The organism is Halomonas elongata DSM 2581 (genome assembly GCF_000196875.2).
Classification (GTDB): domain Bacteria; phylum Pseudomonadota; class Gammaproteobacteria; order Pseudomonadales; family Halomonadaceae; genus Halomonas; species Halomonas elongata.
The window spans coordinates 3,045,484-3,058,545 of record NC_014532.2; the positions used below are offsets into that span (position 1 = coordinate 3,045,484).

Annotated in this window: 10 protein-coding genes; all 10 read right to left on the reverse strand. The window is 53.5% G+C overall.

The annotated features are described in order from the left end of the window. Positions 1–72 precede the first annotated feature (72 nt). The gene (gene galE / locus HELO_RS14250; protein WP_041602164.1) at positions 73–1,077 is read right to left on the reverse strand and encodes a UDP-glucose 4-epimerase GalE; all 1,005 of its coding nucleotides are present in this window, start codon (positions 1,075–1,077) and stop codon (positions 73–75) included. Positions 1,078–1,112: 35 nt separating this feature from the next. Continuing rightward, positions 1,113–2,501, reverse strand: a complete 1,389-nt coding sequence (locus HELO_RS14255; protein WP_013333350.1) for an undecaprenyl-phosphate glucose phosphotransferase — start codon at positions 2,499–2,501, stop codon at positions 1,113–1,115. 1 nt (position 2,502) lies between these two features. Then, entirely contained in the window at positions 2,503–3,495 is a 993-nt protein-coding gene (locus HELO_RS14260) for a glycosyltransferase (protein ID WP_013333351.1), read from the reverse strand. A gap of 17 nt (positions 3,496–3,512) precedes the next feature. Further along, a complete protein-coding gene (gene glf / locus HELO_RS14265; protein WP_232519601.1) occupies positions 3,513–4,661 on the reverse strand; it encodes a UDP-galactopyranose mutase in 1,149 nt (382 codons plus the stop codon). Between the two features lie 14 nt (positions 4,662–4,675). Continuing rightward, positions 4,676–5,755, reverse strand: coding sequence for a hypothetical protein (locus HELO_RS14270; protein ID WP_157953423.1), 1,080 nt, complete (start codon positions 5,753–5,755; stop codon positions 4,676–4,678). A gap of 3 nt (positions 5,756–5,758) precedes the next feature. Continuing rightward, positions 5,759–7,684: a DUF4422 domain-containing protein gene (locus HELO_RS14275; RefSeq protein ID WP_198410711.1), complete on the reverse strand. Its 1,926-nt coding sequence runs from the start codon at positions 7,682–7,684 to the stop codon at positions 5,759–5,761. Positions 7,685–7,719: 35 nt separating this feature from the next. After that, positions 7,720–8,370 (reverse strand): ABC transporter ATP-binding protein, encoded by a 651-nt coding sequence (locus HELO_RS14280; protein ID WP_041602169.1) that lies wholly within the window; start codon positions 8,368–8,370, stop codon positions 7,720–7,722. Beyond that, entirely contained in the window at positions 8,367–9,824 is a 1,458-nt protein-coding gene (locus HELO_RS14285) for an ABC transporter permease (protein WP_109637498.1), read from the reverse strand. Before HELO_RS14285 ends, HELO_RS14280 begins: the two co-directional genes overlap by 4 nt. A gap of 400 nt (positions 9,825–10,224) precedes the next feature. Next, positions 10,225–11,490 (reverse strand): serine hydroxymethyltransferase, encoded by a 1,266-nt coding sequence (gene glyA, locus HELO_RS14290; protein WP_013333354.1) that lies wholly within the window; start codon positions 11,488–11,490, stop codon positions 10,225–10,227. Positions 11,491–11,633: 143 nt separating this feature from the next. Further along, positions 11,634–13,055, reverse strand: coding sequence for a hypothetical protein (locus tag HELO_RS14295; protein ID WP_013333355.1), 1,422 nt, complete (start codon positions 13,053–13,055; stop codon positions 11,634–11,636). Between the last annotated feature and the right edge of the window lie 7 nt (positions 13,056–13,062).

Below are 13,062 nucleotides of genomic sequence, written 5' to 3' on the forward strand. Positions count from 1 at the left end.
AAGCGCCCAGTTGCGCGCTCGCCCCCAGCCATGTCACTGCATGGCCTGGACGATGCAAACCACATCGATCGATCAGCAATACCCATCGGCATTCATCGACTGCCAACGCCAGGTATCCGCCATCATCTCATCCAGGGTTCTTTCGGCTGTCCAGCCAAGCTCATCTTTGGCCTTGGTCGCATCGGCCCAAAAACTGGCCAGATCTCCTGCTCGACGCTCGCCGAAGCGATATGCGATGTCCACCCCGGTGACCCGGGTAAAGCTGTTGACCATTTCCATGACCGAAATTCCCTTGCCGGTTCCCAGGTTATAGATCGACACCCCTGACCGGCTCACCTGAAGCGCCTTGAGGTGCCCCACGGCCAGATCCACGACATGGAGATAATCTCTTTCGCAAGTGCCATCGGCCGTCGGATAGTCATTACCGAAAATCGTCAATTCCTCACGCCGGCCAACCGCCACCTGGGCAATGAAAGGCATCAGATTATTGGGAATGCCTCGAGGATCCTCACCAATGAGGCCGGATGGATGCGCACCGATAGGGTTGAAATAACGCAGTAGCGTCACCGACCAACTAGGGTCAGCATCGGCCAGGTCTTCCAGTACACGTTCGACCATTCCCTTGGAAGTGCCGTATGGGTTGGATGTCGTCCCTCGCGGCATGTGCTCCAGATAGGGAACCGGAGCCTCGATACCGTACACGGTCGCCGAGGAACTGAAGACGATGCGATATACGCCTGCCGCCGCCATGGCCTGACAGAGCACCAGGGTGCCATTCACGTTGTTTTCGTAGTAGGCAAGTGGCTGCTCAACGCTTTCGCCGACTGCCTTGAGCCCGGCAAAATGAATCACGGCGTCGATCTCATGCTCGCCGAACACGCTATCCAGGGCATCGCGATCACGAATATCACACTCCACGAAAGCGACGGGCTTTCCCGCAATGCGTTCGACCCGGGAGATCGCTTCCCGAGAGCCATTGCACAAGTTATCCACCACCACGTCGTGACCTGCCGCAAGCAACTCGACAACGGTATGTGATCCGATGTAGCCCGCGCCCCCCGTCACCAGAATTTGCATAAATTGTTCGCCTTTGTTCGGTCGTTCTTGCCGGCTCATCGAGCGTTGGGATGAAAGATGCCGCGCCATACTGTAAGAAAGAGAATCTTGAGATCCAGCCAGACCGACCAGTTATCGATGTACCAGAGATCATGCTCGATGCGTGCTTTCAGATCCGTGTCCCCTCTCCAGCCATGCACCTGAGCCCAACCGGTAATACCCGCCTGCACCATGTGTTTCTGCATGTAACCGGGAATCTCGTGCTTGAATCGCTCGACGAAAACGGTACGTTCAGGACGAGGACCGACCAGCGACATCTCGCCCTTGACCACATTGATCAACTGCGGCAACTCATCGAGACTGGCGCGTCGCAAAAAGCGTCCCACCGGGGTGGCCTGCTTGCCCTCCGCATTTCCCCAACTCACTCCATCACGCTCGCTATCCACCGCCATGCTGCGAAACTTGAGCATCTGAAAGCGTCGCCCGTTCCAGCTCATTCGTTCCTGGCGATACAACACCGGCCCCCGCGATGTGAGCTTGACAGCGAGTGCAATGACCAACATCAGCGGCGACAGCAGGACCAGCGCCACTCCGGCTAGTAGCTTGTCCTCCATGAGCTTGATGAAACGCGCCCTTCCGCTCATGGGACTGCAACTCATATCGAACGCATACAGCCCAGCCACCGTGGAGATATCATGATTCAGCAGGCGGATGCCCTGCATGTCCGGCATATAACGGATATTGCCGATGCAGTGATCTAGGTCGTTGAGCAGCCGCTCGACCAGGTTGCCCCGTGACAGCGGCAGGCACACCCAGATCTCGTCACAGGCCAGGCTGGCATCCGCCTCGCTGTCGAACGTGCGACAGTCATCGACGTTGAAACGCTCGCAGCCGCTGGCATCCATCAGGCGCACGGCTCGGATGTCGAAGCCCGCCGACGGCTGAGCGGTGATCTGTCGGTGCGCCCTCAGACAAGATTCCAGGTCACCGATCAGAATGACGCTCTTGCGGTTGCGGCCATGACTTCTCAACCGATTCAGCAATGGATAGGCAACAGTCCGAATGCCGACGCTCATGACGAAGGCACTGAGCAGCCACATCCCGAGCCATAGACGCGAGAACTCGGCCCCGGTCTTGGTGAAGTAGAGATACGTGAAGATGGTACCGCCCAGGATGACAAAAGCGTGCACGATCCTCACCACCAACTTGACACGCACCGCGCCACGCCAGGAACGATAGAGACCGCAAGAGCCGAAGATCACCATACCCAGCAACATGCCGGACAACATCATCCACTGGTAACGCTCGACCATGCTTTCGAGAGAACCGAAACGCAGCCAGTAGGCCAGGAAGCCGCCGGCCAGTAACGAACACGCATCAGCGAAACGTGCCGCTATATGGGAATAGGCTTCGAAGCCCGAGAGAGTCTTGGCGGTTCTTGGCATATCAGGGATACCGCCTTGTCAGATCATCATGCGAACAACCCGGATGCCTGCGCAGGCCATCGCGAAATGCCTCCCCGCATAGCCTCAGATACCGCCGTTTCTGCGGGTAATGGCGCGCGGCCCACAGCCAGCTAAGCATCTTGACCGGTACGACCAATGGAAACCAGCCTCCCGCCGCAATTCGGTACATCACCAAGCCATTGCGATAAGCATAAAATGCCTTCCATAGCGGCGTGATCCGGGCAGTACCTCGTAGATCAGCCGAGCAATCATGCACGAACCGCACGTGTGGCAGAAAGACATGACGCCCCCCAGCCTTGCGCAAGCTCAATGTGTAGATGACATCGTCGCCATAGATGAATAACTCGCCTCGCGGCAAGCCAATTCGCTCCACCGCTTCCGCACGTATGAAGCACCCCACGAAGGAGGAAGAATCAATTTCCAGTGGCTTTCCTTCGACATAGTGACGATCCGCCAGATGAAACCCTTCACGGGCTCGACCGGTCAACGTGCCCAGCAGCGTTCGCCACAGCAGTCGCCCATGCCAGAACGGGTTCCAACTGGGCCGGTTCATTTCGCAGATGCCGCCATCCGGGTAGTAGACTGCTGCCGCAGCTCCATCGATATCACCCAGGTCCTGCTCCATGAAGGCACGAAGCGCATCAGGTGCCGGGCGCGCATCGTCGTCGAAACACACCAGCCAATCAGCCTGAAAGGTTTCGAGCGCTACCTTGAAACCAAGTTCGAAACCTCCGGCTCCTCCCAGGTTGCGTTCGGGGGTCACCACTTCGAGACGCGGCTCATCCAGGCTGGCCAGCCATTCCCGACTGCCGTCGGTGGAACCGTTATCCACCACCACCAGCCCGGCAACAGGCTCATCAAGCACCGCCGCAATGCCCTGCTTGAGATGCTCGCAACGATTAAAGGAAACGATGACGGCCACCAGCCGGATGGAGGCCGGTGGCGGCATCGGGGTCGTCTTTTTGTCAGCCATTCCGTCCACTATATGGCCTATACGTCGACGAAGAACGCTGGAACAGGCTCGCTATTCTCGACGCGATCGAGGAAGCCACGGGCTGTATCCAGCGCCTCTCGAATGGTTACGTCCATATCGAGATAGCGGTAGGTACCCAGGCGTCCTACGAACGTCACCTTGTCGAGTTGGCGAGCCTTTTCGACATACTTGGCCAATAATGCCTTCTCGTCTACCAGCCGAATGGGGTAGTAGGGCACATCCTCCGGCTCGCAGGCTCGACTGTATTCACGATAACACACGCTACCTTCGTGCTCTTCCCAGGGCGAGAAATGCTTGTGCTCGGTGATGCGCGTGTAAGGCACTGATTCTTCGCCATAATTCATCACCGCACAACCCTGATAGTCGCCCTTGTAGGTGAAGCGCTCAAAATCCAGGGTGCGATAGCCAAGTCGCCCCAGATCATTGTCGAAAAAGCCATCCAATGGCCCCGAATAAAAGACGTGGTCATACTCATCAACTTGCTCGCGCTCGAAGCGAGTATTCAGGTGCAAGCTGATATTCGGATGATCGAGGATTCCCTCCACCAGCTTGGTATATCCCTCTTCCGGCATACCCTGAAAACGATGGAAGAAGTAGTTGTCGTTATAGTTAAAGCGCACCGGCAGCCGCTTGAGGATACTGGCCGGCAACTTGCTGGGATGGCAGCCCCACTGCTTCTGGGTATACCCCTTGAAGAAGGCTTCGTAGAGATCCCGGCCGACAAAACGCAGCGCCTGCTCCTCGAAAGTCTGCGGATCCTCAATGGAAGTATCCGCCTGAGCCTCGATGAACTCACGTGCCTCATCGGGCCTCATAGTCTTGTCGAAAAACTGGTTGATCGTATGAAGATTGATCGGTAACGAAAAGACCTGCCCCTTGGAAGTCGTCTTCACCCGGTTCACATAGGGTTTGAAGGTCGTGAACCGATTGACATACTCCCACACTTCCTGATCATCGGTATGGAAGATATGCGGACCATAGACATGGACCATCACCCCTGTCTCCGCATCACGCTCGGTATGGCAGTTGCCGGCAATATGCGAGCGTGCATCCACGACGGTGACCTTGTGCCCTGCCTCGGCAAGCTCGCGACCAATCACTGCACCAGAAAAGCCGGCACCCACTAGCAATAACTCTTTTGACACACTCCTCTCCATCTCTATCCTCGAAAAATTTTGCGAAACATCTTAACAAAGAACGCTTTTCTCTTAGAAAAAAGACCACCCTTAGCCCCTTCTATCCTGTGCAACCTTTTATTAAGATTCTCTATACGCCTCTGCTGATTACCACATATCATTGAGAGATAAGTTACAAAAACCTCCGGATCAAAGACATAATCATCCACTTCTCGAACAGGACGTTCAGAAAAGAATCCCTCATCCCCTCTCAGCCTCAGCGATAGAGACTTATTATCTTCATAAAACTTATGATACAATCTCTCTCTTGTAGAAAAACTCACAAAACATTCATTACTCTCTGAAAGCTCCTCAACTCCTGCATCCTTAATAACGTCAAGAAAGGCAGAAGGAAGAACCTCTTCTTCAAACCCTCGATTATACAAAGAAACCATCTTACTCAGAGAAACACCCAAAGACTCATGGACATTCTTATATCCATCAAAACTTTTCTTATAATCTATAGAGAACCGCTCACAGAAAAAATTTATCATTCCTCCCTGCTTCATGACATCATCATAAGAGACGACATCCAGAAACCCTTCATCATACATCCAATCATCGACAACTTTATTGTAATCCAACAAACGAATATTATTATCAACAAACTCATCGGGAGTCATTATCCTACGGCCATGATTAGTCTTGTGCTTCATAGCCCACTGCTTGTATGCAGACTCCACCCACTCATCCTGCCGTCTCAGGACCAGCAAAAACTTTATCGAGGTAAAAATCTCCGAACTATCAACAAAATCTATCAAACACCTAACTACCTCTCTAGGGTTATACCCCATAGAAAATGCTTCATTAGACCAAACAACACTTTTAATACTACCAGCCCCTCTAGAAAGATTCTTCTCTAGAAGGGACAACCCTCTTTCCAGCAACGAAACTCTATTCACATCCCCTTGATGGTATATAGGGGTATCCTTTATAGCATTTTGAAGCCGCGTCCCAACATATACAATACCATTCCGACGAAGCTCTTTTTCCTCACTATCCAAAAAATACTGTAATGCTGAAGTTCCCGTCTTACCCATCCCAACATGAACAACAAGTTTCATAAGTCACCTAAAAGCCTTTCCCGAAAACCAAAACTTCGCCTTTCGGTACACATACAAAGACCTAAAATAAAACTTACTCAAGACCATTCTCCCACGGCTACCGTGAGGAAAAGCTTTATTAAAAAACGGTTTCAAAAAACTGCGAAACCTTTCTTCTTTGCTCAAAGATTTTTTTGGAACTTCATGCACAACTTTTTTATCATGCAGCTTTCCGGTAACAAGGGTGCTGACACGCTCTTCATACCAAGGCGTCCCTCGTAGTGCATTCCAATACATATCAGAAAAGTCTACGCTTGGATTATTCCAAGGTTTCTGGTCGCCAGCATAATGAACCATGGAAGGGTTCTTGCGCGCTTCCAGGAACTCGGAAAATGTAGAAAAATTCAGCCCTGGAAAGAAATCAAAAGTATTACCATTTCCATGAAAAACATTCCAACTCAGCGGTAGATACCTGACTCTTCCTTCGAAAACCTTGTTCATGATATCTTGATCAAGAAACCAATAAGGCTTTAACCTCAGCGCCTCCATAAGATGATCAAAAGTACCTTCCTCTCTCATCTTATCGAGATTAAACATGATCAACCCTGCCTGAAAGTACCCCACCCCATCTTTCAGTCCAAGATAGTCTGTCAAATAGTCCCTGGCTTCCAGAGCCCCTGTATGATGATCTGAAATCGCCTTAAACTTGACGAAGCCTTCCATCACGATATCTTTTACCGCAGCAACAAGATTGTCTTCGAGATCGACATCAAACAGGTTCGCAATATCATCATTGACTACAGTATCCGCATCAATGAATAGAACCTTTTCTTGCTCTTTAAAGACTTGAGGTATAAAAAGCCTAGCATATGTGGCAGGACTAAAATGCGCTCTGGTATGAACGTCTTTTATTTCATCAAAAGCGTTTATATTAAAAAATCTTATATTGAAATTATCGCAACCATCAAACAGGCTCTTCAATCTCGCTTTATTTCTGTTCGATACCCCATTCTCCAGAACAAGGATATCGTAATTCTTATCGGGATTAGCGTTATTCTTTATCGAATTAAGGAGCGCGCCGCCGGAGTGCGAGTAATTATCATCAAAACATATAACAACCGGGTGATTATTTTCACCATACCAAGGGACAACCCCACCATTGAACCCTTCCTTAGATAGAAAAGTTCTACCGACTTCTTTTATATTTAACCCTTCATTCCGCTTCTTCGTGAAATAAATCCCAAGCAGTCGTTCTGAAATATGGCCAAAAACACGACTCTGCTGTTGGTTATAGCCTTGCAAGGAGAGCTTATCCTCCAGCTCATCCAGGATATCAAACAGCCACCGAGAGTAGTCGTCAAAAATGTCGCGTTTCATCACGAACATATTTGTATAATAACCCAACGGACTACCATTGTACTCTTTTACTGCATCATAAAAATCCGGATGCTGTTTAAGCAGGGCATTCACAGCTTCCTGATAATCACTTATAAATAAATCAGGCGAATTCCCATAATGCTCATAGTTGTTTTTACTTCCTGCATTTCTCACATCCCACTTTTCAGGAAGAATGACATCACAATTACCAAGCTTTTCAAGCACGGCATCTCTATTTAATCCATGCTTGGCTTGGTAAGCCTCATCCAGTTCCTCTTCTACAATGACACCCCACTGATCTCTCCTGAAACCATCGGGTTCAGAAAAGCTCAAATGCCTTCGGTAATGCATCAAGCCAACATAATCAGAGGTAAGATCATTCTTCCATATCCAATACTGAGCTGTCAGCTCGCAATAATACGGGTTTTTCAGGGAAATATTACAGCCAGTGTCATCCCCTCTGCAGCCAATATCGTTGTAGCTATTTGCCTTTCCAACGTGGATAGGGCAAAAAACACTATCAGCAAGAAAAGCACTTTCTTTATGGTGGCATGTATAAATACTAATTTCCATCACAAATTCTCAATCACCCAAAAAACAAAAACAGATCAAAGCTCAATTTTCCGCTCACAAATCCTATCCACTTGCGCTTGCGAATGTGATACAAGCAGAACAGTCTGGTCCGAGTGAATCTTACTCATCATCTCTTTTTCTGCCTTTTCCTTGAACTGCTTATCGCCTACGCTCAACACTTCATCCAGAAGCAGGACATCAGGCGTCATATACATGGCCACTGAAAAACCCAGACGAGCCCGCATCCCCGAAGAATACGTTTTGACCGGCTCATCCATGAAGTTACCGAGTTCCGAAAATTCAGCAATATCATTCAGCTTCTTTTCCACTTGTCTTCGGGTATATCCCATCAACATACCACTGAGGATAGCATTGTCGGTACCAGGCAGCTCAGCATCGAACCCAGCCTGCAAAGCTAGCAAGGAGACGGTGACACCATGGTTGATGACTTCGCCACTATCCGGTTGAATGATACCGGCAACGACTCGTAGCAGAGTCGATTTTCCAGCACCATTTCGCCCCAGAATCCCCAGGGTTTCTCCCCTATGTACATCGAAGTTCAGCCCTTCCAGGGCCTGGAAATATTCCGGTTTTTGAAACAGCCCACCGCGTCGCTTATAGCGAACGCCCACATTCCGAAGGGAGATGATGACCTCTCCCCTGTTTTCTGATACTGCATCACTCATTCGATGACAACCCTCGGGAAGATAGGCTCGAAACGTCGATACAGAAAGACCACAAGTAACAGTCCTAGCCCGCATCCCAAGGCCACCCAGCCAAGGCCACTCCAGTCCGGCCATTGGTTTTCCACCAATACCAACCGATACTGATAGAGAATATTGGCCATGGGGTTGAGAAAGAACAACGACCGCCATTCTTCCGGAATGCGCTCAGTGGTATAGAAGATACCACTAGCAAACAACAGGAACTGGATACCGGTGGGTACCAGATTAATCAGGTCTCGCACGAAGGGGACCAACATAGCCAACAGACAACTTACAACCGTCATCAACAGCAATTGCACTAGAACAACGGGAATAAAGGCCAACCAATGAATGGTAGGTGGCAAACCGTAAAGAGTCAGGAAGATCCCCAACATGGCAAAGACCAGAAATTGTTTTCCGGTATTCTGCACAACACCTACTAGCGGAAAGAACAGCGGCGAGATTCGGACTTTATGCATCAACCCCTTCCCCCCCACTATGGAATTTGATGTATGTTGAACTGTCTTGGCAAACCATTGAAAGGGCACTAGCCCTGTCAGCAAGTAAGCGATGAACCCTTCCCCTCCGCGCTCCATCAACAATCCAAAGACGACATAAAAGACTGTCATGTAGAGCACAGGGTCAAGAATCCACCATAGATAGCGCAAATGATTCTGACTGGCTTCACTCTTCAGGTTCAAACGCGCCTTCGTCCAGACAAGATCCCAGAACATCCTCAGAGTTCTGCGGCGAGGAGGATTAATCACTTCGCCCGCATCTTCTGCTTGGTTGGCTTCCTTCTCGAGCCAATCATTGCCATATTCCTGGGCCAGCTTTAACTGTCGCGAGTATCGCACTTGCCCCATCGCCTCGGCCGCCTCCGCCGCACGAATATACCCCTGGGCATGATCGGGAAAACGAGAACGCACATCTGCCCAACGCTCCAAGGCCGTCGGCCAATCGCGCGCTTTCATGGCCATCTCGGCATATTGCACCCATGGCAGTGGACGGTCGGGACAATGTTCCCGGGCATGACGGTTCATGGTTACCGCCTCGTCATGTCGACCAAGTCGCTCCAGTACATCTGCGGCCCTGGCCCACCCAACGACATGCCCGGGAAAGTTGTCTCGCAACATCTTCAATCGTTCTAGCGCTGATGCGAGATCATCGCGGTCGATGTCCAGCTCACTCCACTGGGCAAGAACACTAGCGTTGAGAGGAAAACGCTCCCAGGCTTCACGAAGGAGCCTTTCGCTTTCTTCATATTCTTTTAACTGACGATGTGCGATACTCGACTGTACCCAAACAGCGACACCATTCGGGTAAAGGCGACGCAAAACATTCCATCTTTCGATGGCAACGCGCCACTGGCGCTTTTGCATCGCTTCCATGCCCCAGTCGACCACGTTCTCCAAAGGAGGGAGCGAGTCGGTCATCGACGCTTCGTCGGTTGATGAACTATCTTTCATACCCGAATATTCAACTTTGAATTCAAGACTCTAACCCCGTGAACCGTCATATTCATGGCAAGCCATTGCCAATCAATCATCCTCTGCCTGCCCGAGAAAATGTCCAGCAGGTGAAAGATAGCTGACTTATACTGCCTTAATGGATAACCAGCCGCTTCATTAGCATTAAAAGCGAATCGATATTTGCAGCCTAATATTCACGAGCCCAAAAGGTACAAACCCTTCAGGATACCACTCCAAACCTCATAGGCCTATTGTGGGTAGCTAGTGCACCGCCTTCCTTGCAAGGCAGGGAACCAAAAGCATCGGGGCCCAGCATGGCAGGGCCCCGATGCTTTCGGAGAAGGGTCAGTGATCGTGGTGCCTATCACCGATACACGGGCAACCGGGTGCACACCTGCTCGACCTTGGCCTTCACCTCGGCCTCGATGGCGGCGGTGTCTTCACCCTTGACCATGACGTCGAGGATATCGCAGATCCAGCCGGCGAGCTCACGGCACTCGGCTTCACCGAAGCCACGAGTGGTCACTGCCGGCGTGCCGATGCGCAGCCCGGAGGTCACGAAGGGGCTCTGCGGGTCGTTCGGCACGGCGTTCTTGTTGACGGTGATATGAGCACGGCCCAGGGCGGCGTCCGCGTCCTTGCCGGTCAGGCCCTGCTTGACCAGCGACAGCAGGAAGAGATGGTCCTCGGTGCCACCGGAGACGATGTCGAAGCCGCGCTCGACGAACACGCCGGCCATCGTCTGGGCGTTCTTCACCACCTGCTGCTGATAGGTCTTGAAGTCGGGCTCCATAGCCTCCTTGAAGCAGATCGCCTTGGCGGCGATGACATGCTCCAGGGGACCGCCCTGCCCGCCGGGGAAGACGGCGGATTGCAGCTTCTTCTCGATCTCGGGGTCATTCTCGCTGGAGAGAATCAGGCCGCCGCGGGGGCCACGCAGGGTCTTGTGGGTAGTGGTGGTCACCACATGGGCATGGGCCATCGGGCTCGGATAGACACCGGCGGCCACCAGGCCGGCGATGTGGGCCATGTCGACCAGCAGATAGGCGCCGACCTCATCGGCGATCTCGCGGAAACGGGCCCAGTCGATGATCTGCGAGTAGGCAGAGAAGCCGGCGATGATCATCTTCGGCTGGTGTTCGCGCGCAAGCCTGGCGACTTCGTCATAGTCGATGCGGCCGCTCTCGTCGATGCCGTACTGCACGGCATTGTAGTGCTTGCCGGAGAAGTTGGGGCGGGCACCGTGGGTCAGGTGACCACCGGCGTCCAGGCTCATGCCGAGCACCGTATCGCCCGGCTTGACCAAGGCCTGGAAGACGGCGCCGTTGGCCTGGGAGCCGGAGTGCGGCTGGACGTTGGCGTAACTGGCGCCGAACAGTTCCTTGGCGTAGTCGATGGCCAGTTGCTCGACGATATCGACATACTCACAGCCACCGTAGTAGCGCTTGCCAGGATAGCCTTCCGCATACTTGTTGGTCAGCTGGCTGCCCTGGGCTTCGAGCACCCGGGGGCTGGCGTAGTTCTCGGAGGCGATCAGTTCGATGTGAGCCTCCTGACGCGCGCTCTCCTTCTGCATCGCATCGAACAGGACATCATCGAAACCGGCAATCTGCATATCACGGCTGAACATCGGCGCAAGACCTCGCATCACGGGAAAATCGGAGGCGCTCATCATACCCCAGCCCATGACGGCTTTCACATGAAAGGCCGTCATGGTTGAGCGCATCATTTCTCATGCGAGCTTGAGAAATTCTGAAGGTACCTTCCGCGCGGTCAGCGGGTATGCACTTGCATCGACAGCTTGCTCGGCAGCACCAACGGGTCGTCGGCCAGGGCGTCCAGATCCTGCTCGTCGCCTTCCGGTAGGGTGAAATGCACGACCAGCTCACTGGCCTTGCCTTCCATCATGTCGACCAGGCCACCGAACAGAGTGGCGAACTCCGGGCCGAACAGGCTACCGAGCCCCTTGGCCTGGGTACGCGCCTGCGCCATGAACTCTTCCTCGCTCATGCCCTGGCTGGTCGCGATCACCGCCGGTAGGCGGCCGAACAGGCCAAGATCGGTCAGTGTCGTCTCGACCTCGCCGCCCAGCAGAGTGACATCATCGAGGCCCTTCACCTCGGCGAAATAGGTCGACGGATCGACACCCTCCGGCAGACGGGCCGGGGTCTCGCTGTCGAAGGTCCAGCGGAAAGCATCGTCGGCGGTCACCCGGCTCTCGCCGAGCAGCATCGCCCGGCGGTCGTCCAGCGACTTCCATTGCCCATCGAAAGCGGCATCGAGCGTCAGGCGACCGTTGCCGCCGGTAAGCACGTTGCTCATCATGCGTAGCCGGGTACGTTTCTCGGCCGGTGCCAGCTCGATCATCCGCGCCAGGTCGAGATCGAGCGATTCCAGCCACAGGCCGCCGGCGCCATCCGCCATGTCACCGTCGACCAGCAGGCGTTCGAGGGTTGCCACCAGGCGCTGTGCTTCGATGTCCAGGTTCTTCAGCTCCACGCGGTCGGCCCGCGCCTCGGTCTGGCTCTTCAGGTCGTGCAATCCCTCGATGTTCAGGGCGCCCAGCGTGAATTCGCCATCGCCGATCTCGCCGAAGGCCTCGCCGCTGCCGGCGATATCGGTCGCTTCCAGGCTACCGATGGTATCCGGGGCAAGATCCCTGACATGCAGGCGCTCGACCGTCAGGCGGGGATTGGTGACGCTGCGCGGTGCCTCGCCGGCCGTATCGAGCACGGTGCGGCCACTGCGCGCGATCACCAGTTCTTCGGCGGTCAATTCGGCAGCCTCGAGGCCATCGGCCAGCACGCCCCGGGGAGAAAGCACCGGGCGAGAAGGCTCGACGACCACCAGGCGATGCGCGGTAATCGTCCCCGTCTGCCCGTCCTCTTCCTCGGTGACTTTCAGGCCCTCCAGAACCACTCGGTCGGGATCGTCGTAATCCCCTTCGACGACATAGCGATCGACATGCACCCGCTCGCCCCGCTCACTAACGTACTCCAGGCCTTCCGCACGGGTTTCACCGCCCAGCAAGCTCTCGGAAACATCCCCGATGGTCAGCTCTCCCGGTTGGTCGGCGAACAAGGCACGCAGATCCGCCTCGAGCTTCTCGGCATCCGCCAGGGCAGGCCCGGCGATCGGAACGGAAAGCACCATGGCTAACGCCAGGCGGGACAGGAAAGCACGGCTAAGACGCATGATGGGA